Raw genomic sequence first — 25390 nt, forward strand, 5'->3', positions numbered from 1 at the left:
ATATTTATACATAAATTTCTGGGGGGAAATAAATGAAGCTAAGTAAAATACTGATTGGTTCTGCAATTGCTGGGGGCATATTACTTTGTGTAGGCGGTGTTGGGGGATATCAATATGTATCCAAATTAAATAATCAATTAGATACTACTGCATTACCAAATACTACATTTGAAGGTATTTCTCTCGACGGAAAAAATAAGAAGGATATTCAAGCAATTATTAATCAAAAGGTAACTGAGTTAGATCAAAAATCCCTTACCTACATATTCCAAAACGATAAACAAACTTACAGATGGAAAGATTTAGGGATAAATTATAAAGAGAAAGATATTATTGACAAAATCTTCAAAGAACAAGAAGGAAACGTAATGAATCGTTACAAAATGCGTAAGCAAGCTGAAAACGGTGAATTAAAACGTGACTATAAATTAACACCACAATTAAATGCAACAGCTTATGAAACCTTTATAAAAGATAAATATAATGAAACATTAAAAAATCCTGTTAACGCAGAATTAAGTATTGAAGGCTCAACAGTAAATATTAGTCAAAGCCAAAACGGAGAAAAAATTGATAAAGGGAAACTAAGCGGTTTAACAAATGAAGCTATTACTACTGGTAAATCAGATGTTACATTACCAGTTACATTCATAAAACCAGAACGTTCTACAGAAGACATACAGAAAATGGGTATTAAAGAAGTCATTGCTGAATATTCTACTCCAATGGCTGGCCGTAACGGAAATCAATCATTTAACGTAAATAAGTCAGCTAATACTTTAAGTGGGGTTATTGTCGCACCTGATGAAACATTTAGTTTTAACGGTCGCGTTGGCGTAACTGATGCTGCACATGGTTATAAATCTGCAGCAGTATATTCACAAGGTAAAGTAATACAAAGTGCAGGCGGAGGAGTTTGCCAAGTCAGTAGTACATTATACAGTGCAGCTTTAAGGGCAGATTTAGGCATTGTTTCTCGAAGCAATCATTCTATGCCAGTAAATTATTTACCACTTGGGCAAGATGCAGCAGTAGCAGATTATGGTCCAGATTTAAAATTTAAAAATAATACAGGCAATCATATTTATATTCAAGCATTTTCAAATGGAGGTAGTATTACTACACGCATTTTCGGTACAAATACTGGTAAAAATGTTGAAGTTTCTTCTCAAGTAATTAGTAGAACTAGTGATAAAATCACCGCGGTTACGTATAAAAAAGTAACACAAAACGGGGAAGTAATATCAAATGGACAAATTTCAAAAAGCGTATATAAAAGCGCTCCAAAAGAATAGATAATATCAACCGAATAGCATAAAGAAAAAGGCGTGATTTAATCACGCCTTTTTCTTTTGCAGTAATAGTAAAAAAGTTTCAAGATGGTCTTTCGTTTCTTCTAAAGACCACATACGATTTCCTTGCTTCGCAGCTAATACACACGCCTCTTCCCACGCGTTCTTTTTCTTCATATTTATTAATTCATCACGTAATTTCAAAACAATTTCTTCGTCTTCTTGTTCAATAAACTCTTCCATCACGCTTACTATTTCATCCTCATGAATACTTAACGTACAGTACGATTTAAGAAAGTATTGTAATGTCGTATACATAATGTACTCCCCCTTCTTATTTATCAGATGGATAAGAAGTAATAATCTTAAACCCTAATTCTCCTGACTTATCTCTTGCTAAAACAGTAACAGTTTTTACTAACTTGTCTTTTACACTCATATTTTTCTTTATTACCGTTTTTCCAACAGGAAATGAATGAGTTGTATTTAATACGAGACGAGCCTCTTTAGAATTTTTTAACCAATCTTGAATTTCCTTGTCATGTTGCTTCAAGCTATCTTTTACAGCTTTCGTCGCTGTTTCTTTATCATAGTATGTACTTGCGGCTGACACTTTATCTGTCTTCAAGCGATTCTTCAAATCCTCTTCTGACTTGCCTACATGTCTTTCAATCGTATGACCATTTTTAGGTGGTCCTTCCATTTCATCTAAAATATTATCACTAATTTTTTCTACCGATGTAGCTTGATTCCCTGTCTGTTTCTCTGTTTTTTGTTCTTTTCCTGCACATCCGCTTAAGATCAGCATTAATGCCAATAAACTACTGAAGAAAAGACTACTTATTCGTTTCATCATATCACCTCTTCCATGATTATTATCGCAACTTCACTAAAAGTCAATTTCACAACAAAAAAATCTATCAGTTTTCATTTTTTTCATCTATTTTTCCATATTTACCCCAGCAATTTCATCAACCCTCTATTTTTGCCTTTTATAATATATACCCCCTATATTTTTCGATTATTTCCCAGATGAAATCACAGATAACATAACTATAAAACTCTTTTATACAAAGGTTTTTATAGTATTTTTAAAAATATTTTAAAATACCCCTATTTTCATATACCTAATACCCATATAAGGTATAAATACACCTTCTTATCAACGTTTTTCTACATTATGTAAATTTACCCTTGCCTATACAAACGAAATGTGGTGTAATGCAAAAAAAGATAAAGGATTTTAAACAATGGCTGAAACGATTCAAAATTTCTTAACAGAATACTATTCAATCGCAATTCCACTTAGTATCTTAATTAACATCATCATTAGTCTTTTAGGTTTTATCCCTAGTATTTTTTTAACCGCCATTAATATACAGCTCTTTGGCGTAACAAATGGTACTGTTATTTCGATCGTAGGCGAAGCATTAGGGGCTATTATCTCGTTTTATATTTACCGCATGGGCCTTCAAAAGTTCACTCACGATAAAGTAAATAAATACCCAAAGGTAGAGCGTCTTCTTTATGTAGAAGGTAGAGAGGCCTTTCTACTCGTTCTATCGTTTCGCTTGATACCTTTCATCCCATCAAGTATCGTGACTTTATTTGCGGCTCTAGGTAAGATGTCATTACTCTCCTTCAGTATTGCCAGCACAATAGGGAAAATACCGGCATTGTTAATCGAAGTATATTCTGCCTATCATGTCATGAACGGAACAAATGAAGCAAAGTGGATTGTGACAATTGCAGGTTGTATCGGATTATATTATTTGTGGAAAAAATGGAGAAAAAAATAAAGAAGGAGCATAGGCTCCTTCTTTATTTTTGAGGTATTTTATTAATAGCTATCCTTTAAATCCTTAGTTAATACCAACAGCACTAAATGATTGCTTAACTGCTGCTACTTCCGCAGAAGTCGCACCATATAAATCAGCTGCAGCTTGTACTGCACCAGCACGAGCTTGGCTAAATGTAGTAGATTGCGTGAAATATTGTGTGTTTGCACGGTAATAAATTGCACCTAACTTATCTTTACCAATGCCCGTTACAGTTACACCCGAATGCGTACCACCATTTGCTAATAAATAAGCTTGTTTGTTAATGATACCACTGTTTGTATGAACCCCACCGTTATCACTAGTACCAGTGTAACGCTTAGAATAATGGTCTGGATCACCGTATTTCGCTGGATCACTCATAGAGCGAAGCGCATCTCCTGCTTTACCAGGCGTATAAATATCTTCACCAATCTCCCAATCCGGGTTACGGTTATCATAGAATTCTACTAAAGTACCAAAAATATCAGAAATTGCTTCATTTAGCGCTCCTGATTCATTTTGATAAATTAAGTCCGAGCTATTTTCAGTAACAGCATGCGTTAATTCGTGACCAATTACATCAATTCCACCAGATAATGAAGTGAATGTTACACCATCACCATCTCCGTATACCATTTGTGAGCCATTCCAGAATGCATTATTATACTTACTTCCGTAATGAACTGTCGATTTTAACGGAGCTCCTGCATCATTAATAGAGTTTCTGTTAAATGTAGCTTTATAATAGTCATATGTTTTACCTGCATAGTAATGAGCATCTACTGCTGCTGCATCATACGCTGCATTGAAAACATTATCTGCATCTACCCATAAAGTTCCTGGCAATGTAGTACGATTTTTCGCATCATATGTGAAAATTGTTGCCCCGCGCGTATTATCTTGTAAGTAGTAAGATGAACCAGATAACGTTGTATTAAGTGATTTCGTATCTCCTAATACACCTTTACCAGTTCCTACTTTATTTGTTCCTGTTACAGGTTTTACTACTGCTTTCGCATCCTGTTTAGGAGCCTCTTGCTTAACTGGTGATTTATCTTCATTTGTTACATGATCCAATTTATTATATTTATTTAATACTTTACCGCTGTCTGCTTCAATGAAATAGTAGTAGTTTCCTGGACTTGGATCTAAGAAGTTTAGATTTACAACGTATGCATATGTTGTTTCTTCACCATTTTGATATACATATAAGTCCGCTTTTGGTTCTACCTCATATTTCGGTGTTACCCCTAAATCTTGTTGCGCGATTTCAATTGCTTTTGCGCCTTCAATCTTATTTTTATTTTTCAACTTTTCCTTCTTGTCTAAATCAGGTGCAACTGTTCCAGACAATACTTTTAAAGAACCGTCTTTACTTACGTGAGCCACTTGAGTAGAACCCCATACAGGCACTCCTTCGTAAACTTGTTGCATACGTACTACTGTTGAATCAGTTACAGCATCTTTCTTCACTTGTTTCACTTTGAAAGAATCTTGCGCACTCTTTTCCCCTAGCTTGTAATCACCTTTTGCTGCATTTAAGTAATCAAACACAACAGATTCCGCTTTCTTACCAGTCGCTCCAGTTAGATCACCAGAAATAAACTCAGGTGACTGTACTGTCTCATTGTACTTCTTCGTAGAGAGTACATTTTTAGAATCCGCAAATGCAGAGCCTGTCCCTCCAAATGTTGTAACTGCCATTCCTGTCGCTAACACTAACGCTAAACTTTTCTTTTTCATGAACCTTCCCCCTAATAAAAATTTTTTTTGAAAAAGAGTAGTTTTATATTAGCATTATGTTTCCACTATTAATATACTAAAAATTCAAATAATTATTTTCTCAAGTTTTGTAGAATTTTGAGGAACAAATATTGAAAAAACCCTTTCCGATTGGAAAGGGTGGAGATTATAAATTAACTTGTTCAACAGTTTTAGCTTGTTGACCAACAATATCAGGTTTACTGCTATATTGATGTATTCCTCCAGCAACTGTAAGAGTCAATATAAACGCCAATACTCCAAATACCATCTTTTTCATGTTTATTCCTCCTTATTATCATTCATTAAATCAATAACTAACCTATAATATCGATTACTTTCTTCAAATCTCGATAAACTGGAAAAATGTTCTGCTAGTTCAACGTATACTTTCTTTAATTCTATTTTATTTCCTGCAGATTTATACAACGGGATAGCCTCATTTTCCAAAAATGCTTTATAATCTTTTGCTTCTTCAAAATATTTATATCTAAGCATTAAAAGCAAATATAATTTTGCATTAAATCTCTCTTCCTGTTTTGCTGCATCAATTCCCTTATCAATTAATGTCCTTGCCTCTTCCAATTCTTCTAATTTAATGCATACTAATGCCATTTCGTATATTGTATCTAAATAGTTTAAATCTATTTGTTTTTGAAGTTGTAGACTATCTAAATAATATTTTTTCGCTTGCTGATATTTACCTTTTTTATAATAGATACTTCCCATATTACTTAAAGTAATAGCTAATAGTACATCCTTATCAGCAAAAGATGTGGCCTCTCTCAATATACTCTCATACATTTTTAAAGCTTCTTCATACTGACCTTTTTCTGTATAACTTACCGCAATAAGGATTTGGCAATTAATTATATTTCTAAACTTATATTCACTACGAAATCCTTCTAATGCCATATTTACAAAATGAATTGCAAGATGATGAATATCTAAATGAGTATATGCAAGCGCTATATTATAATACAAGCCTGTTTCATGATACCCTTGTTCTTTGGCCATTACTTCTGTTTTTAATAAGTAATCTAGCCCATCCTTCCATCTATACTGTAAACAGCACAATAATCCTCTACTATACATATATAACAACTTCTGAAATGGAGAATATTTTTTATATACCTTCTTCAACTTATCTAATTCTTCTTCGAGTGCAGAAATATCCCTTTTCATAATTAAATAACGTGTATACAGCAGTTTATAATAATTTATAATTTCAAAATCCAACACATGCTTCATTTCACCTTGCAACTCTTCATATATACGTTCTACTTGTTGCTTGTCTAAATGAACTAGTGCATTTAACCATTCATCTAGCTTCCCCTTCACATCTTCTTCTACATCTCTCAAATCCGTCACAGCAATTTCTAGTCTTGTGCAGAGCAATTGTAGAATTTCTTCTGATGCTTCGATCTTTCCATTTTCGATCTTACTTAAGTATGAGACAGAACAAATGCCCTGACATAATTCTTCTTGTGTCATTTTTTGCTGGAGCCGTTTATAAAAGACTTGTTTGCCTATTTTTTCTAATGTTTGTTGCATTGTCCTCCTCCATTCTCATTACCCCCATTACTCTAATAATACATAAAATTTGGAGAAATATAAATTGATAAATATAAATTTTCTAAAAAATATGCATAATTTCATTTTTTTCTCTCTTGACTTCACATCAATATCTCTTCTTTGCTACGAATGGTGAAAAATTGGTATACTATAACCAAATTATGGAGGTGTTCTCGCGATGACTCATTATAAAGACGATAGTTATGCCTTACATACAGACCTATATCAAATCAACATGGCTTATACATATTGGAAAGATGGTATTCATAATCGCCGTTCTGTTTTTGATTTATATTTTCGAAAGCTTCCATTTGAGAACGGCTACGCTGTTTTTGCTGGCCTTGAGAAAATTGTAGAGTACATAGAAAATTTCAGTTTTACTGAAAGCGATATCGCTTACTTAGCAGAATTACAATTCGAAGAAGAATTCCTTCATTATTTACAAAATATGAAATTCACTGGGACGATTCGCAGTATGCAAGAAGGTGAAGTTGTATTTAATAACGAGCCTTTATTACGTGTTGACGCACCACTTGGTGAAGCACAAATTATTGAGACTGCCCTCTTAAATATTGTGAATTACCAAACATTAATTGCCACAAAAGCAGCACGTATGAAACATGCTGCAAGTAATGATGAGCTTTTAGAGTTCGGCACAAGACGTGCCCATGAGTTCGATGCTGCCCTTTGGGGGACGCGTGCTGCCTTTATTGGTGGTTTCTCCTCTACAAGCAACGTTCGTGCTGGGAAACGCTTTGGGATTCCTGTAGCTGGCACACACGCTCACTCTTTCGTTCAAGCATATCGCGATGAATACGTCGCGTTTAAAAAATACGCTGAAACTCATAAAAAGTGCGTCTTTCTCGTTGATACATATGACACATTGAAATCTGGTGTTCCAAATGCGATTCGTGTTGCAAAAGAATTTGGGGATCGTATTGATTTCTATGGCATACGTCTTGATAGTGGTGATATGGCTTATTTATCGAAAAAGGCACGAAAACTACTAGATGAAGCAGGGTTTACAAATACAAAAATTATCGCTTCTAGCGATTTAGATGAATACACAATTATGCACCTTAAATCTCAAGGAGCAAAAATTGACGTATGGGGCGTTGGAACGAAATTAATTACGTCCTTTGAGCAACCTGCATTGGGGGCTGTTTACAAACTCGTTGCGATTGAAGATACTGACGGAAAATTAAATGATACAATTAAAATTTCATCTAACCCTGAAAAAATTACCACTCCAGGACTGAAACGAATTTATCGTATTATCAATCGGGTTAACGATCATGCAGAAGGCGATTATATTGCGTTAGATTCTGAAGAACCAGGAAAAGAAGAGCGCTTAAAAATGTTCCATCCAGTTCACACATATATAAGTAAATTCGTAACAAACTTTGAAGCCCGTGAACTGCATAAAGACATTTTCGTTAACGGTGAAAGAACATATGAACTACCAAGTATATTAGATATTCAAAAATATAATGAACAGAGCCTCTCTCTATTTTGGGAAGAATATATGCGAACTTTAAACCCTGAAGAATACCCTGTCGATTTAAGCCAAGAGTGCTGGGATCATAAAATGAATTACATTCAAACAGTTCGAGAACAAGTTGAAAAAAACATACAAAAGTAAACAGAGAAGTTTCCCCTTCTCTGTTTTTTCAATACTATATGGATATTTGTAAAAAATATATTAAAATAATAAGACGAATGTATCTTATTTGTAAATTTTAATATTATACTATTTTAAAGTAAAATAATATTTGATATTATTTTATTGAGTCAATTTCAACAAAATCACCAATAAAAAAGAGGACGCGGTTCGCGTCCTCTTTTTTATAAATCTTTCACTCGTAATACACGCATTGCATTTAACACTGCAAGTAGTGTCACACCAACATCTGAGAAAACAGCTTCCCACATTGTTGCAATACCAAAGGCACCAAGTAATAAAACGATCCCTTTTACACCTAGAGCAAAGATGATATTTTGCCACACTATACTTCTTGTGCGTTTTGCAATTTTTACAGCTGTCGCAATTTTTGAAGGCTCATCAGTCATAATAACGATGTCTGCCGCTTCAATTGCTGCATCTGACCCTAAACCACCCATCGCAATACCAACGTCTGCACGGGCTAATACTGGTGTATCGTTAATACCGTCACCAACGAAGGCAATTTTTTCTTTTCCGTGCTTCGCTGCATCAATTTTTTCAATCTCTTCTACTTTTTGTTGCGGTAGTAATTCCGCATGAACTTCATCTAAGCCTAATTCTTTACCAACAGCTTCACCAACTGGTTTTGCATCACCAGTTAACATTACTGTCTTTTTAATACCTAGTTCTTTTAACTTTTGAATCGCTTGTTTCGAATCCTCTTTTACCTCATCAGAGATAACAATATAACCTGCATATCTTCCATCTACAGCAACGTGAACTAATGTACCTACTGTTTCTGGTTGCTTAAATTCAATATTTTCTTTTCTCATTAATTTTGCATTACCTGCAAAAATTTCTTTTCCTTGTACTTTTACGACTGTACCGTGACCAGAAATTTCGTTATAATCATCGATTATTTTTTCATCAATTGATTTTCCATATGCCTTTCGAATAGATTGGGCAATTGGATGGTTAGAATATACTTCAGCAAATGCCGCATACTCTAATAACTCTTCACTTGTAGTACCTTCGCTCGGTTCCATTTTTGTAACTTTGAAAACACCTTTTGTTAATGTTCCTGTTTTGTCAAAAACAATATATTTCACATCATTTAAAGCTTCTAAATAGTTACTACCTTTTACTAACACACCACTTTTAGATGCACCACCAATACCTCCAAAGAATCCAAGAGGAATGGATACAACTAACGCACATGGACAAGAGATTACTAAGAACACTAAAGCTCTATAAATCCACTCAGAGAATGTAGCTCCTTCTAAAATAAGTGGTGGAATAAACGCCATGATTGCCGCTGTAATAACTACAACTGGAGTGTAGTAACGTGCAAACTTCGTAATAAAGTTTTCCGTTGGTGCTTTTTTACTGCTTGCATTTTGAACTAAATCTAAAATTTTCGATACAGTTGATTCACCGAATTCTTTTGTAACTTCAATTGTCAACACACCGTTTTGGTTCACAAAGCCACTTAATACATCATTTCCAACTTCAACTTCACGTGGTACAGATTCACCTGTTAATGCTGAAGTATCTACCATTGATGTTCCTTCAATTACTTTTCCGTCTAACGGCACTTTCTCACCTGGCTTAACGATAATATAATCGCCAATTTGTACATCTTCTGGTGATACTTGTTTCGTTTCATTTCCAACCTTTACATTCGCATAATCAGGACGAATATCCATTAATGAAGTAATTGATTTTCGAGAGCGGTTTACCGCAATGCTTTGGAATAGTTCTCCTACTTGATAAAATAGCATTACTGCTACAGCTTCTGAGTATTGTTGAATTGCAAAAGCTCCTACAGTTGCAATTGCCATTAAGAAGTTTTCATCAAATACTTGGCCACGAGTTATGTTTCTTACCGCTCTCCAAACGATATCTCCACCTATTAATAAATAAGCAAGGACGAATAACGGAATTGTTACCATTTGTGGTAAGCCCGCTAATGCAGCAATTGCTGTCAAAATTCCGCCGACCACTAATCTCCCTACCATCTTTTTCACATTTGCTTCACCATGATCATGACTATGCCCGTGGTCATGACCGTTCTTCTCTTCACGAACAACTTTCACGTCTGGCTCTAACTTTTGAACGACATTTGTTATATTTGCTACAGTCGCTTCTAGTTCTCTTTTATTCGCAACTTCTACTCGTAGTTTCTTCGATACGAAATCAACAGTTGCTTCTGAGACAGCTGGCATTTCCTGAACTTTATTTTCAATTTTCATTGCACAGTTCGCGCAATCTAAACCTTCTAATATAAATACTTCTTTAGCAATTTTATTTTTTTGTTCTTCTTGCACTTTAATATGCGGTTCTAATTTTGTAACGAGTTGTTTTGCTTCCGTAACAACTTCGTTTTCTTTATTTTGTGCCGTTTCTAAAATCATTGTCTTTGTTGCAAAGTTTACAGAGCAAGAATTTACTCCTTCTATATTCCCAACACCTTTTTCAATTTTCATTGCACAATTCGCACAATCTAAACCTTCTAACATCAGTTTCTTTTTCACTAACGCTTCAGCCATCGTTCTCCCTCCTCGCGTTCTTTTTATTCTTCTTCGTTTACGTGTTCAAACGCTTGCTCGAAGATATGAATTACGTGCTGGTCAGCTAACGAATAATAAACAACCTTTCCTTCTTTACGATTCTTCACAAGTTTCGCTTGCTTCAACACACGAAGCTGATGCGAAATAGATGATTGTGTCATTCCTAATAAATAAGCTAAATCACAAACGCACATTTCAGCTTCAAATAGCGCATGTAATATTCTCGTACGTGTACGGTCACCTAATACTTTAAATAGTTCTGCTACTTTACTTAAACTTTCATCAGTTGGAATTGTTTGTTTTACTTGCTCTACAACTTCTTCATGAATTATCGTTTGAGAACATGTCTCTTGTGGTGTTTCTACTTTATTTCCAGCCATTATAGCTCACCTCTTTAATTGAACATATGAACAATCATTCATATATCTTATACTCTTATTATATGAGCGCCTACTCATATGTGTCAATGAAATCTGAATTTTTTTATGAACATTCCGTTCACATTTTAATAAGTCGTATACATATTTTCCGCACCCTCTATATTCTCATACAAAAAAGGATGCACAATTCGCACACCCTTTTTCATATTCCGACATAAAAATTCAACAAAGTAATATACATTCCCTTTATTTCAACAAAAGAAAAAGCCTTGCGCGCTCCCTAGACGCACAAGGCTTACTATACTTATATCCCTTTTAATTAAGCTTTTAATTAGCTTGTTCTAAATTATCCTGCGAACTTCCATCGTCTTTTAAATGACTATGTTTTTTCGAATAAACAAAGTATACAACTACTCCAATTGCTAACCAAGCACCGAAGTACATCCATGTTTTTAATGGTAGATTTACCATTAAGAATAGACAACATGCAATCGAAATAATCGGCAAGATCGGTACAAGTGGTACCATAAATCCACGTTGTAATTTTGGATGTGTTTTACGAAGAATAATAACTGACACACCAACCATCGCAAATGTTAACAACGCTCCAATATTCGCTAAATTCGACAATTCTTTTAAATCGATAAATCCAGCAATTAAAGCACTACCAATTCCTGTTAACCAAACTGTAAATGTTGGCGCTTCTGTCTTTTTATTAATTTTCGCGAAAGATTCTGGCAATAAACCGTCACGGCTCATCGCAAAGAATACACGTGTCGTTGCATAAATGTAAGCAAAAATTACTGCCATAATACCAATTACAGCTCCAATTGCGATTACACCTGCTACTTTATCTTGTCCTACAACTTCTAACACATATGCCATAGCTTCTGGTACATCTAATTCTTTATAAGAAACCATACCCGTCATAACGAGACAAACTACAACATAAATGATTGTACAAATGACTAACGAAGCGATAATACCAATCGGTAGATCACGTTGCGGATTTTTTACCTCTTCAGCAGAAGTTGCTAATGCATCAAATCCTAAGAAAGCAAAGAATACTGCTGCTCCCCCCGCGAAAACTCCACTTAAACCGTACGGTGCAAATGGTATCCAGTTTTCTGGTTTCACGTAGAATACACCAACTGCAATGAATAAAACAACGATACCAATTTTAATTAATACCATTATGTTATTCACGCGTTTACTTTCTTTCGTACCTCTTGATAATAACCAAGTTATAACTAATGTAACGATAACTGCTGGTAAATTCACCATACCACCTTGAGACGGAATCGTTAGCAGTGCTTTTGGAATTTCAAGCCCTAATCCACTCACTAAGTTATGGAAGTAACCAGTCCATCCGCCAGCTACTGCGGCAGTCGTTACAACATATACGGATAGTAATGTCCATCCCATTAAATGAGCTACAAACTCACCAATTGTTGCATATGAGTATGTGTACACACTACCTGAAACAGGAAGTGTAGAAGCAACCTCTGCGTAACATAATGCTGCAAATCCACAAACGATGGCTGCAATCATGAATGAAAAAATAACTGCTGGACCAGCATCTCTTGCTGCTACTAATCCAGTTAATACTAGAACTCCTGTACCAATTATCGCACCAATCCCTAGCATTGTTAGGTCAAATGCCCCTAGCGTTTTCGTCAAAGTTTTACTTTTACTTTCCCCTAACAATTGCGTAACGGATTTCTTTTTAAATAGGTTGGCCACGATGTATGCCCCCTTTTGCCAAGAAGAGCTAAGAGATCTTCACTCTTAGCTCTTATCATGTTGTTTTATATATTGTTCGATTTTGTTTTGTATAATGCTTCTATTAGCAAGATACTGTTTCTGCTTCTAATAATTCTTTAGCACCTTTGTACTCTACACCGTGAGCTTCTGCAACTGCTTCGAATGTTACATAGCCATCTAATGTGTTAATACCTTTTAGTAATGCAGAGTTGCCTAGGCAAGCTTCTTTGTAGCCTTTGTTAGCAATTTGTACTGCATATGGTACTGTTACGTTTGTTAATGCAAGAGTTGATGTACGTGGAACCGCACCTGGCATGTTTGCAACTGCATAATGAACAACGCCGTGTTTTTCGTAAGTTGGGTTATCATGAGTTGTAATACGGTCAGTTGTTTCGAAAATACCACCTTGGTCAATCGCGATATCTACAACAACAGAACCTGGTTCCATTGATTTAATCATTTCTTCTGTTACAAGTTTTGGAGCTTTTGCACCTGGGATTAATACTGCACCGATTACAAGATCAGACTCTTTAACAGCTTCTGCAATATTGTAAGGATTAGACATTAAAGTTTTTACTTGGTTTCCGAAAATGTCATCTAATTGACGAAGACGTTCTGCACTTAAGTCGATGATTGTTACATCCGCACCTAGTCCAACTGCAATTTTAGCAGCATTTGTACCAGCTTGTCCACCACCGATGATTGTTACTTTACCACGTTTAACCCCTGGAACACCTGCAAGTAAGATACCTTTACCGCCTTTGTTTTTCTCAAGGAATTGTGCACCAATTTGTGCAGCCATACGACCAGCTACTTCACTCATAGGTGCAAGTAATGGTAATGAACGGTTTTCTAATTGTACTGTTTCATATGCGATAGAAACAACTTTTTTCTCGATTAAAGCTTTTGTTAATTCTGGCTCTGGAGCTAAGTGTAAGTATGTGAACAAGATTAAGCCTTCACTGAAGTGTTTGTATTCGCTTTCAATTGGTTCCTTAACTTTCATAACCATTTCCATATTCCAAGCTTCTTCAGCTGTATCAACAATTTTTGCTCCCGCTTCAACATACTGAGCATCTGTGAAACCAGACCCTAAACCTGCACCCTTTTGAATGAATACTTCGTGATTGTTACGAATTAAATGTACAACACCTGCTGGTGTCATTGCCACACGGTTTTCGTTGTTTTTAATTTCTGCTGGTACCCCAATACGCATAATGAAATGCCCCCTTATAATTAACAGAAAAAAGAGATTCTTTTTTCTTTTTGTAATAATTAATAACTTATGTCCTTATTCTAGCATAACTTAAAAGTTATGAAAACGCTAACATATCATTTTCCTAAAGTTTTTATATTTAGAATAGTGTAAATATATAAAACATTGATTCTATTAGGGGTTTCGTGTCATTCCATTATCTTTCACTCTATTTTTATTATACTGCTTCAAAATAAACAGCAATCATTTATTATTTGACAATAATTTAACAATGTAAGAAACCTAAGCGATAACGTATACATATACAGTTATTACTTTACTCAATACTTTAGAGATATATTCTTTTCACAAAAAAACAGCTGCTAGCATTTAGCTAGCAGCTGGGTAACTTATAAATAACTTAGAAAATAAATCATCTGTCGTTTCAGTAATTTTATCAAACAGATCACTTTCTTCCGCTTCTTGCTCTTTTAACATCTTAATTGTTTCACGTGCATCTTCAGGGTAATCGGTTATAATACCATCTACGTTTAACTTATAATATGCCTTTAAATTTTCCATATCATTTACTGTCCATACGTAAATTGGTTTGTTTAACTTCCTTGCTTCTTTTACTAATTTCTTATTTAACATATATTCTTCTGCTACGTAAAAGTCAGCCTTCACATTCTTTAAGTTAGCTCTACTTGCATACAGTATATACCCTACTTTTATATCTGGATTTGCACGCTTAAACTCTTTAATAAGTGGATAGTGTAACGTTTGAATTACACATTGCTTCTCAAATTCATTATCTTTAATCGTTTTTAAGACTTTGTTTACAAAATCTTTTTCGCCCCCATGAAGCTTCACTTCTATATTAAGTTTGATTTTGCCATTTGCTAGCTTAATGATTTCATCAAGTGTACTTATTTGTCCTGAAAGTCCATCTTGACTAAGGGTAAGCTGCCTTAACTCCGCCATCGTTAAATCTGACACATGCACATTAGCATTTGCGAGACGTTTCAGCTTCAAATCATGTATAACCGCTAGCTCACCGTCTTTCGTTTGTAATACATCTATTTCAGCGTAGTCTGCTTTTGCATCAATAGCACCTTGCACAGCTTCTTTCGTATTTTCTACGCCTTTTGATATATACCCGCGGTGCGCCATAATAATCGGTTCTTTATACGAATTTGAAATAAACGTTACAATGAAGGCAACGACCATTCCCGCAGTAATAATCCCTACAATGTATACGCCAATGAATTTCCAACGATGTTTTTGGAAGAAACATTTATCTGCTTTCGTTTTCGAATAATCTAATCCTTCTTCTAATAAAACATCCTCAACTGGAACCTTTTGTAAGTATAATCGCGTAATCGCCATAATATAAAATGGCGTCACGATAAAGCTGAATAAATACAATGTACTCGTTAAAAATACAGAAATCGTTGATTCAGCTAATAATGCAAATGTTCCTTTCGGGTTTGTAAATTCATAAACACCCCATAGGCACAATAAATACATTCCCAAAAACATGACATATACAATTCCAATTGAAATAAAAAATCCTACTAAAAAGAATAGTACTTTAAAAAAGCTTTCCTTTACTAAAGTTGCACTTTTACGTGCTGCCACGCGAAATGGTTTTTGCTCTAAAACAACAATAGGTAGAACGAAAATCCATCTAAGATTCAAATACGCGACTACAGCAAAGAACGTGTAATAACCAACTTGTCCCATCGTTGTCTTAAACAGCTCTCCTGTAATAAAGTTAGGAATTTGAATTTGCGGGATTAATGCCGTTTCATATCCCATATTTAAAAGAGGCAACAATACGACAGCATATAAAATAAATCCTGGTAAGCAATATGTGAAAAGAGTAGGTAAATACGTTACCGTTTTATATAAAATCGGACGTAATTTCACCTTCTGTCTTTTATGAGCGAAATACGAAATAATAATAAGCACCGCAAATTCTGTAAAGATAAGAAACAGTGCTAACAATGATAAAATTACGATTGCTAAGATGCCATAAGGCGTCTTTAAAAACGCTAATAATTCATCATTTGTCGCATTTGCATAACCACCAAAATACAATAACTTATTAAAAATGATTCCAAATAGCGGAACAAACACAATCGCTGCTAATAATTTATAAGCAAGTTGAAAAGTTAATACATTCCAAAAGGCAAATTTAACTGTTTGAAAGGAATGTCTCATTACTCCTGGTATAGATAGTTTTTTACGGTGTTGCATATATTCCTCCAAATTCTAAAACGGTATTTGAGATGGATTCCATATTTCCAGTTCTAATCCATCTTTTTAATAATAATATATTCCGCTTAACATGAACACACTTATACATATAATGAAAAAAGTGATGGCTACTTCCCATCACTTTTTCATTTATTCTATTTTTTCTCTAGCCCTTGTCCAAATGCTTTCAAGAAGCTAAAACCGAATGTAATAGCTCTATTGATATCTGGATCTTTTAATACTTTAAAGAAATCCATCACTTTTGTTTTTTTACCACTATTTAATTCATCTGTTGCAAATTGCAATCCTGTAACTAAACTTGACGTAATTTGCTTCGTTATTTCTGGGTCAACTGAAGATAACGCTTCTCCTGCCCCCATCATATTATTTAACGCATTTTTAACGGGTTCACGATTTAATTGCTCCACAGCGATTTTTGAAACATCTTCCTTCGCAGCAAGTAAACTAATTGCCGCATCTAATATACCAGCCTTCTGCAACTGTGCTAAAAGCTGCATCGTTTCTTCTACTGCTTCACGATTATTAGATAGCTCATTTAGAAGTTCATCTGCTACTTGCTGTTTCTGTTCTTCCTCTGTTACAACTTTCTTTTTAATTACAGTAATTTCTTTCGCCACTATCTCCGCCCCCTAGTCCACAAGTGATACGTATTGTTTTCTTTGCCATTTTTGCTGGATTTCAACACCGTTTTGCGGATTACGCTTTTTATCTCTCGGGTTTGAAGATGGTAACGGACGATTCCCTTTTTCACGTAGTACACGCATCTTTACCATCGTTTGTTTGTACGCTGGTGTACACGTATAAAGATCTGTCGCCGTTCCAGTTAAAATATTGATTGCCTCTTCATTTACCGTTGCATGCATCGGTAAATATAGCTCTTTCCCCGTTACACGCTCTGTAACAAGTGCCTGTACTTTAATTTTCCCAAATGGTGATGCTAATTCTACAAGGCCACCATCTTTCACATTGCGCTCTAGGGCAAGTTCAGGCGAGATTTCAACGAACACTTCAGATACTTTAGATAAAATACCAGCCGATTTATTCGTCATATTCCCTTCGTGGAAATGTTCTAACATACGACCATTATTTAAAAGTAAATCATACTCATCTGGCGCTACAACTGGTGGTACCCATTCATCTAATGATAGACGAGCTAGTTTATCCGGGAAGTTAAATCCGTCCACATATAATAGCCGTGTATCGCTACCATCATGGCTACCCCAACATAAACTATTCCATCCTTCTAAACGATTGTATGTTGCCTGAGAATATAAAGGTGCAAGCGATGCAATTTCATCCATGATTTCACTTGGACTTTCATAATTCCAGTCCCCGCCAAGCGCACGAGCTACTTTTTGTAAAATCCACCAGTCTGGCTTTGAATCACCAAGCGGCTTCAATACTTCATATAATCTTTGAATACGGCGCTCTGTATTCGTAAATGTTCCCTCTTTTTCTAAGCTTGGTGCTGCCGGTAAAATAACATCAGCAAAACGAGCTGTTTTCGATAAGAACATATCTTGAACAACAAGGAAATCTAAATTCGCTAAAATATGTTGTACATGGTTGGCATTCGAATCTACTAAAGCCATTTCTTCACCCATAACATACATACCACGCAGTTTTCCTTCATCTGCCGCAAGTAACATTGCAATATTATTTAAGCCTGGTGCTTTCGGAATTGTAGTACCGTATGCTTTTTCAAATTTCGCACGGAGCGCATCATCTGAAACCGCTTGGTAACCTGGAAGCCAGTTTGGTAATGTTGCCATATCACAAGCGCCTTGTACGTTATTATGTCCGCGTAATGGATATGCTCCTGCACCAGGACGACGATAATTACCCGTAACAAGCAATAGATTTGAAATTGCTGCTGAAGTTGTACTTCCTCCAGTATTTTGCGTTACACCCATTCCCCAAAGTACACAAGTACCATCTGCTTCATATACCATACGAGCCATTTCTTTCAGATTTTCTTTCGAAATCCCCGTAATTTCTTCTGTATAATCAAGCGTATACTTTTCTACCATTTTGCTATATTCATCAAAATTCTTCACATTTTCAGCTATGAACTTTTTATCGTGCCAATCTTGATCAATAATATATTTCGTAATACCAGCGAGCCATACATAATCAGTTCCTTGGCGCGGATGAATGAATAAATCCGCACGCTCTGCCATTTCATGTTTACGAAGATCCGCCACAATTAATTTTTGGTCATGTAATTTATGAGCACGTTTTACACGCGTTGCAAGTACAGGATGTCCTTCTGTCGGATTTGCTCCAACGATAATGACAAGGCCTGCTTCCGCAATATCTTTCACTGTTCCAGCGTCCCCGCCCATACCGACAGTTTTAAATAAACCGTCTGTTGCTGGAGATTGACAATAACGGGAACAGTTGTCTACATTATTCGTTCCATATATTTGACGGGCTAGTTTTTGCATAAGATAATTTTCTTCATTCGTTACTTTCGAAGAAGAAATAAACCCAAATGCATCACTTCCATATTCTGATTTAATATGCTGCATATTGGATGCAACAACTTCAAGAGCCTCTTCCCATGAAGCTTCAACAAACATATCCCCTTGGCGAATTAATGGCTTTGTAATACGATCTTCACTGTTTACAAAATCCCATCCAAATTTGCCTTTTACACATGTTGAAATACCGTTAACCGGCGCATCTGAAACAGGCTGCACTTTCAAAATGTGGCGGTCTTTCGTCCATACTTCAAATGAACAACCTACACCACAAAATGTACAAACTGTTTTTGTTTTATTCACTTTCGTCTTACGCATCGCAGCCTCTACTTCTGAAACTGCTAAAATACTACTATATCCCGGCTCTACATCCTTTACAAAATCAATCATCGGATCTAACACATCCGGTTTCAATCCTGTCATGAATCCAGCTTCACCTAACATTGATTTCTCCATCAACGCATTACATGGACATACTGTTACACATTGCCCGCAACTTACACAAGATGAGTCATTTATACTTACACCATTGTCCCATATAACACGTGGACGGTCTAAGCTCCAGTCTATCGATATAGTTTCATTCACTTGTAAGTTTTGACATACTTCTACACACTGTCCACAAGCAATACATTGATTTGGATCATATCGATAAAACGGATGTGACATATCCACTTCACACGCACTTACTTTTGGCTCATACGGATATTTCTGTTCCTCAATTCCCATCATATGTACTGTATTGTGGACTTTACAGTTACCATTATTGTTATCACAAACGGTACAATACAGTAGATGATTCTCTAATATTCGATCCATTGCCTCAGTCTGTGCCTCTTTTGCACGCTGGGACTGTCTTTCGATATGCATACCGTTCTCTAATTTCGTTGAACAAGCACGCAATAACTTTCCATTTACTTCTACAATACACGTATCACAAGTTTGAATTGGATCTACTTCTGGTACATGACAAATTTGAGGATGTTCCAAATTACTCTCATTAAATAATTGTAGTATCGTCTTTTCACCTGATGCAGAAAATTCTTTACCATCGACGGTTACACGGACTGTCTGTTCTGCCATAGTTTCCCCTCTCCTTACAACCAACTGTACAACACAATCATGAATCCGTTTTCAAAATCGCATTACTGTACATTTTTTTGAAACGCTCTACCCAAATACTTTCTTATGAAGTCGATTCTAGATGTTATAAGGTATAACTACGAAAGCTTGAAAATATCACTATTCTACAGTTCTATTATATCGTACATATACAATAATAACCAAAATAATCTGTGATCTTCTTGTTAATAGGTGTTTTTATTTTTCCCATTGTTTTATGATAAATGTGGGAGAGAAATACATATAAAAGGGGAATTAAATATGGGGCCTACGCAAGAGACTTATACAATTGTACGTTATCAATCTGGTACATTTTCAAAACAACTTGATGAGATTGTTACAGAATCTCCTATTACTATTAAATTGAATGGTGAAGAATATGTAACAGTCGTATGCACACCAAATTATATTGAAGATATGGTAATTGGTTTTTTAATTTCTGAGGGGATTATTTCTTCCTATAACGATGTTGAAGAACTATGGGTTCAAAAAGATAACGGAATTGTCCATGTAAAATCATCAAAAGTGAATCCGCTCTATCAAACTTTATATAATAAACGATACGTCACTTCTTGCTGCGGAAAAGGTAGACAAGGTTTTATTTTCGTAAACGATGCGGCAAAAGCAAAAGACTTACATGATATACATGTAAAAATTACTCCTGAAGAATGTTTTTACTTAATGAATACTTTACAACAATCTTCCACTACCTTTCGCCAAACTGGTGGTGTTCACAATACCGCGCTATGTGATCGAAATAATATCCTTCTATCAAGAATGGATATCGGAAGACATAATGCATTAGACAAAATATACGGTCATTGTTTACGCAATGATATATCTGTTAAAGGAAAAATTATCGCATTTAGCGGACGTATTTCATCTGAAATTTTACTCAAAGTTTCAAAAATCGGATGTGAAATTGTTCTATCTAAATCTGCCCCAACAAAACTAGCATTGCAACTTGCCCATGATTTAGGCATTACAGTCGTAGGGTTTATTAGAAATGACTCTTGTAATATTTACACACATCAAAAACGAATTGATGGCTATCAATCCAATGTTTAAAAAATAACTCCTCAATCGAGGAGTTATTTTAGTTATAAAAATGTAACATATTAAACACTTGAATAGTTAATAAAGTTAATATATAATTTCATTACATATTAAAAAACAAAACATTGTAGCATATATCTTTTCATTCTTTTACAAATTAAAAGAGACTGCTAACAAAACACATACACACTCTTATAAAAGTAATGGATTTATTTTATTTGAAATCGACCAAGGAGGTTACAACTATGGAAATTCGCTTATTAACGACAGAGGACGCAGAAATATATTTAAAAGTTTGTATGGAAGGTTTAACGAAGAACCCGGAAGCTTTTAGCTCTTCCTATGAAGACGTTTTGAAACATGAGGATCCTGTAGCTGCTATGGCAAAACGATTAAGCAATCCGGATAAGTATACTCTAGGGGTCTTCAAAGATGATGATTTAATCGGCATTGCTACTTTAGAAACAAAGCCTTTTATTAAACAAGAACATAAAGCAAAAATCGGTTCCGTTTTCGTTTCCCCAAAAGCGCGTGGCCTTGGAGCAGGACGAGCTCTTATTAAAGCAATTATTGAAAATGCCGATAAATTACATGTAGAACAACTTATGCTCGATGTTGTAGTTGGTAACGCTGGTGCAAAAAAATTATATGAATCATTAGGTTTCCAGACTTACGGCGTACAAGAGCGTTCATTAAAACATAACGGTCAATATTGGGACGAGGAACATATGGTTCTGTTCTTAAATGATTAATACTTCAATATAGTTTTCCAAAAGCATCTTTTTATTAAGAAAGATGCTTTTTTCATTACAACAATGTAATCTTCATGTCACCTTTATCGATCGTACCAAACCTTTCCATTCATTATACTAAAAATATAAAGTGAAACTTTACTCAGTGGGGAACTACATCCCACGCTGATCGCATGTACTTGATATGTAGAGGAGAATGTGACATGAAACAAAACAAACGAGCTATGCTTTTAATATTTACTACAGCAATTGTAACTTCTGGATTAGCAATTTTACCTTGGTTTATTATATGAACACTCCCCCTAACAATGAAAAAAGCTGATTGCTTCTTAAGAAGCAATCAGCTTTTTTTATATTATAAAATCCCCAAAATTTTATTTACGCAACTTATAATAATAACCATAGATACGGCAACGCACATGACAACCGTATTACGATCTTGCTTTTCTTTTTTTGAAATTTCTTCTTTTGAATTCATGTGTATGATCTCCTTTAAAAAAAAGTGTGAGATAGGAAATTTTTCTTATCCGATGCGAGGTGAATACGAAAACCCTCTCTATCTCACATACACAATAGAATGGAATTGTCATTTTATAAATAAAATGACATGACGTTATGTCGCAACATAGGGTATTTTGTGTCGCTACGTTTTCTATTATAAAAAATAGTTGTGCAAAACTAGTGCATTTTTTATGTCAATTACTCTGAGCGAAAAAATCAGCCCTCCATTCAATCACATAAAAAGAGTTTTTTATTATTTTCATGTAAACTATACAAGTAGAATGAACAGTTTGGGGTGCACAAGATTATGGTAAAAATTTTATTAGTAGACGATGAAGAACGTATGTTACGATTATTAGATCTGTTCTTAAGCCCTCGCGGCTATTTTTGTATGAAAGCTACCTCTGGCCTTGAAGCACTAAAATTAATCGAACAAAAAGAATTCGATATTATTTTATTAGATGTTATGATGCCAAGTATGGATGGATGGGATACTTGCTATCAGATTCGTCAAATTTCCAACGTTCCTATCATTATGTTAACAGCTCGCAACCAAAACTACGATATGGTGAAAGGCCTCACGATGGGCGCAGATGATTATATTACAAAACCATTTGATGAGCATGTATTAGTCGCACGAATCGAGGCTATATTACGCCGTACAAAAAAAGATGGCTTTGTTAGTTTCAATGGTATTGAGTGGGATAAAACGAAACATACTGTCACAGTTTATGATGAAAAAATCTCATTAACTCCTATCGAATTTTCGTTACTCGGACTATTTTTACAAAATACAAACCGTGCTTATAGCCGAGATGATTTAATCGAAAAAATTTGGGGCTATGAAACAGATATCGAATATAGAACAATTGATTCACACATTCGTAATATCCGTGATAAACTACGCAAAAAAGGATTTCCTATTGAAGATTACCTAGAAACGGTCTATAAAGTCGGATATAAATGGAAAAGTGAATAATTACTTCGGTCAGTGGGAAATCGTATACCACTGACTCTTTATTATGAATAAGGTATGGTGAAAAAATGAGTAAACTTTCCCTTAAAATTGGGACATACTTTTTAATATTAGCTTTATGTATTGAAACAATTGCTTTCGTATCTTTTTATAAAAGCCTTTCAAAAATGCGTATTGTAGAGGAAACAGATGCTCTTTTAGAGAAAGGTAATCGCTATAGTAAAAAAATTAAAAGCCGCGAGAGACGGGATGAATATTATAAAGAAATGAAACACGCTGAACATAATAAAAATCCTAAACGTCCTGTGTACCCTGAGTTCGATATTACGAATGAGGCTGCACACTTAGTTGAATCGGAATCAATTTCTAACTCCGATATAGCTATCATTATTACTGACCATAACGGCAAAATTATTTCCACCTCAGAACCCGTAACAAAAGATATGCAAAAACAACTTACTTGTAAAACAGAAACTGTCCCAGACGGCGGATTGGTCGTTGAAAGGAACTGGAAAAAATCAAAGTTCATCACAACAGTAAGCCCACTTAACACAACAAAGTTTCAAGGAAAGCTATATATGTTATTAAAAACATCTTTCCTAGAAAATATGTTACTTAAACTCATGAACCAATTTCTTATCATTAGCGTTTTAACAATTATTTTAACAACAATTTCTGTCTTTGTTTTTTCACGCGTTATTACAGAACCACTTGTAAAAATGAAGAGAGCGACAGAAAAAATGTCAAAATTAAACAAGCCAATTCAATTAGGTATTAAACGAAATGATGAACTCGGAAGTTTAGCAAAAACAATTGAAGATTTATCGAGTGAACTTACGTATATGAAAAAAGAGCGCAATGAATTTCTCGCTAGTGTCGCTCATGAACTATTAACTCCATTGACCTATATGAAAGGTTATGCGAAGGTAGCAAAGAGAGACTCTTTAACAAAAGAGGAGCGAGAAGAATACTTACAAATCATTGAGGATGAAACGGATAGTGTAACCGATCTCGTCCAAGATTTATTTATGCTTGTACAATTAGAACAACACCAATTTGTTATAAAAAAACAAAAAGTGCTTCTTCAGCCATTTTTAGAACGAATGGTAGAAAAAACAAAAACAACATTAACAAATAAGCAAATGCAACTTCATGTATATTGCAAAGATGATTTAGAAGTTTGCATAGACGAAAGACGTATGGAACAAGTTATGTTAAATTTATTACACAACGCTTATCAACATTCGCCAGAAAACACATCCATTACGATACGTGTACTCATGGAAACAGATTCTTTTACAATAAGTGTACAAGATGAAGGTGAAGGTATTCCTGAAGAAGATATCCCGCATATTTTTGACCGTTTTTATCGTGTTGATAAATCTAGAACACGAGCTACAGGTGGAAAAGGCATCGGGCTAGCTGTTGCAAAAGAAATTGTAGAATTGCATAACGGTTCTATTCTAGTAACAAGCCAATTAGGAGCGGGAACAAACTTTATAATCGAGCTACCTTTTGAATAATATGCGTGTGAAAACACCAGTAGTAGTAAACACTACTGGTGTTATTTTGTTCATAAAAACAGCTCATATAAGCTAAGCTTTTGAAATTATTCTTATTTCAATATAAAATAAAGGTACATTTGCAAAGATTTGGAGGGTGATATAATTGGATATCCATGTATTAACAAAAGACGAAGCAGAAATTTACTTAGAACTTCGCGTAGAAGGATTAAAGCAAAACCCTGAAGCATTCAGCTCTTCTTATGAAGATATTATTAATAAAGAGTGTGCGATTGAATATAAAGCACAAAAATTAGCACAAGATGAAAACTATACGCTAGGTGCATTTAAAGATGGAAAATTAATCGGGGTTGCAACACTGGAAACGAAACCATATGTAAAACAAGAACATAAAGCTAAAATCGGTTCTGTATATGTATCTCCAAAAGCGCGCGGACTTGGAGCAGGAAAAGCACTTATTAAAGAATGTCTTGAGCTTGCTAAATCTTTAGAAGTAGAACAAGTTATGCTTGATGTTGTTGTTGGCAACGATGGAGCGAAAAAACTTTATGAATCATTAGGTTTTAAAACATTCGGTGTACAAGAACGTTCATTAAAATATAACGGACAATATTGGGACGAAGAGCATATGGTCTTATTCTTAGATGAAAATAAATAATAAAAAACATCCTCAT

General features: G+C 34.9%; 21 protein-coding genes. 8 read left to right on the forward strand and 13 right to left on the reverse strand.

Going from position 1 to position 25390, the window contains the following annotated elements; translation table 11 throughout:
* Positions 1-32 precede the first annotated feature (32 nt).
* A complete protein-coding gene (locus tag DN401_RS10815) occupies positions 33-1295 on the forward strand; it encodes a VanW family protein (RefSeq protein WP_000777349.1) in 1263 nt (420 codons plus the stop codon).
* 42 nt (positions 1296-1337) lie between these two features.
* On the opposite strand, the gene DN401_RS10820 is transcribed toward DN401_RS10815, so the two are convergent.
* Together DN401_RS10820 and DN401_RS10825 are read right to left on the reverse strand one after the other, a co-directional pair.
* Positions 1338-1610 (reverse strand): hypothetical protein, encoded by a 273-nt coding sequence (locus DN401_RS10820; RefSeq protein ID WP_000288803.1) that lies wholly within the window; start codon positions 1608-1610, stop codon positions 1338-1340.
* 16 nt (positions 1611-1626) lie between these two features.
* Complete coding sequence (locus DN401_RS10825) at positions 1627-2145, reverse strand: RNase A-like domain-containing lipoprotein (protein ID WP_000822694.1); 519 nt, start codon at positions 2143-2145, stop codon at positions 1627-1629.
* 397 nt (positions 2146-2542) lie between these two features.
* Here DN401_RS10825 and DN401_RS10830 point away from each other — a divergent pair, with 397 nt between their 5' ends.
* Positions 2543-3091, forward strand: coding sequence for a TVP38/TMEM64 family protein (locus DN401_RS10830; RefSeq protein ID WP_000852226.1), 549 nt, complete (start codon positions 2543-2545; stop codon positions 3089-3091).
* A gap of 63 nt (positions 3092-3154) precedes the next feature.
* Here DN401_RS10830 and DN401_RS10835 read toward each other — a convergent pair whose 3' ends face one another.
* The 3 genes from DN401_RS10835 to DN401_RS10845 all read right to left on the reverse strand — a co-directional run bounded on the left by DN401_RS10835 (position 3155) and on the right by DN401_RS10845 (position 6427).
* A complete protein-coding gene (locus DN401_RS10835) occupies positions 3155-4855 on the reverse strand; it encodes a M4 family metallopeptidase (protein WP_000730381.1) in 1701 nt (566 codons plus the stop codon).
* Between the two features lie 166 nt (positions 4856-5021).
* A complete protein-coding gene (gene nprX, locus DN401_RS10840) occupies positions 5022-5153 on the reverse strand; it encodes a quorum-signaling peptide NprX (protein WP_000738910.1) in 132 nt (43 codons plus the stop codon).
* Between the two features lie 2 nt (positions 5154-5155).
* Positions 5156-6427 carry a tetratricopeptide repeat protein gene (locus tag DN401_RS10845; RefSeq protein WP_001187961.1) on the reverse strand — a complete coding sequence of 424 codons (1272 nt, stop codon included), beginning with the start codon at positions 6425-6427 and terminating at the stop codon, positions 5156-5158.
* 199 nt (positions 6428-6626) lie between these two features.
* Here DN401_RS10845 and DN401_RS10850 point away from each other — a divergent pair, with 199 nt between their 5' ends.
* Entirely contained in the window at positions 6627-8090 is a 1464-nt protein-coding gene (locus DN401_RS10850; RefSeq protein ID WP_000150184.1) for a nicotinate phosphoribosyltransferase, read from the forward strand.
* 203 nt (positions 8091-8293) lie between these two features.
* Here the strand turns inward: DN401_RS10850 and DN401_RS10855 are convergent, their stop codons facing one another.
* From DN401_RS10855 to fdhF, 7 genes are all read right to left on the reverse strand, one after another.
* Complete coding sequence (locus DN401_RS10855) at positions 8294-10660, reverse strand: heavy metal translocating P-type ATPase (protein WP_000796576.1); 2367 nt, start codon at positions 10658-10660, stop codon at positions 8294-8296.
* Between the two features lie 23 nt (positions 10661-10683).
* On the reverse strand, positions 10684-11061 hold the full coding sequence (locus DN401_RS10860) for an ArsR/SmtB family transcription factor (RefSeq protein ID WP_000918378.1): 378 nt from the start codon (positions 11059-11061) through the stop codon (positions 10684-10686).
* A gap of 327 nt (positions 11062-11388) precedes the next feature.
* Positions 11389-12804, reverse strand: a complete 1416-nt coding sequence (locus DN401_RS10865; protein ID WP_001284893.1) for an amino acid permease — start codon at positions 12802-12804, stop codon at positions 11389-11391.
* Positions 12805-12907: 103 nt separating this feature from the next.
* A complete protein-coding gene (ald, locus tag DN401_RS10870; RefSeq protein WP_001219742.1) occupies positions 12908-14041 on the reverse strand; it encodes an alanine dehydrogenase in 1134 nt (377 codons plus the stop codon).
* A 369-nt stretch (positions 14042-14410) separates the two neighbouring features.
* The gene (locus tag DN401_RS10875; protein ID WP_001164716.1) at positions 14411-16282 is read right to left on the reverse strand and encodes a glycerophosphodiester phosphodiesterase; all 1872 of its coding nucleotides are present in this window, start codon (positions 16280-16282) and stop codon (positions 14411-14413) included.
* A 155-nt stretch (positions 16283-16437) separates the two neighbouring features.
* Positions 16438-16920, reverse strand: coding sequence for a helical membrane plugin domain-containing protein (locus tag DN401_RS10880; RefSeq protein ID WP_001040540.1), 483 nt, complete (start codon positions 16918-16920; stop codon positions 16438-16440).
* A 12-nt stretch (positions 16921-16932) separates the two neighbouring features.
* The gene (fdhF, locus tag DN401_RS10885) at positions 16933-19869 is read right to left on the reverse strand and encodes a formate dehydrogenase subunit alpha (protein ID WP_000840665.1); all 2937 of its coding nucleotides are present in this window, start codon (positions 19867-19869) and stop codon (positions 16933-16935) included.
* Between the two features lie 300 nt (positions 19870-20169).
* On the opposite strand from fdhF, the gene fdhD reads away from it, so the two are divergent.
* Positions 20170-20976, forward strand: coding sequence for a formate dehydrogenase accessory sulfurtransferase FdhD (gene fdhD / locus DN401_RS10890; RefSeq protein WP_000529242.1), 807 nt, complete (start codon positions 20170-20172; stop codon positions 20974-20976).
* A gap of 233 nt (positions 20977-21209) precedes the next feature.
* The gene (locus DN401_RS10895) at positions 21210-21716 is read left to right on the forward strand and encodes a GNAT family N-acetyltransferase (protein ID WP_000405868.1); all 507 of its coding nucleotides are present in this window, start codon (positions 21210-21212) and stop codon (positions 21714-21716) included.
* A 355-nt stretch (positions 21717-22071) separates the two neighbouring features.
* On the opposite strand, the gene DN401_RS30135 is transcribed toward DN401_RS10895, so the two are convergent.
* Complete coding sequence (locus tag DN401_RS30135) at positions 22072-22194, reverse strand: hypothetical protein (protein ID WP_001085006.1); 123 nt, start codon at positions 22192-22194, stop codon at positions 22072-22074.
* Between the two features lie 330 nt (positions 22195-22524).
* Between DN401_RS30135 and DN401_RS10900 the strand changes: the two genes are divergently transcribed.
* The 3 genes from DN401_RS10900 to DN401_RS10910 all read left to right on the forward strand — a co-directional run bounded on the left by DN401_RS10900 (position 22525) and on the right by DN401_RS10910 (position 25374).
* The gene (locus tag DN401_RS10900) at positions 22525-23196 is read left to right on the forward strand and encodes a response regulator transcription factor (protein ID WP_000238957.1); all 672 of its coding nucleotides are present in this window, start codon (positions 22525-22527) and stop codon (positions 23194-23196) included.
* Between the two features lie 65 nt (positions 23197-23261).
* Positions 23262-24716 (forward strand): HAMP domain-containing sensor histidine kinase, encoded by a 1455-nt coding sequence (locus DN401_RS10905; protein WP_000041024.1) that lies wholly within the window; start codon positions 23262-23264, stop codon positions 24714-24716.
* A gap of 145 nt (positions 24717-24861) precedes the next feature.
* Positions 24862-25374, forward strand: a complete 513-nt coding sequence (locus tag DN401_RS10910; RefSeq protein ID WP_000351212.1) for a GNAT family N-acetyltransferase — start codon at positions 24862-24864, stop codon at positions 25372-25374.
* Positions 25375-25390 lie beyond the last annotated feature (16 nt).

The sequence above is a fragment of the Bacillus sp. BF2-3 genome, from assembly GCF_008368795.1.
Taxonomy (GTDB): domain Bacteria; phylum Bacillota; class Bacilli; order Bacillales; family Bacillaceae_G; genus Bacillus_A; species Bacillus_A cereus.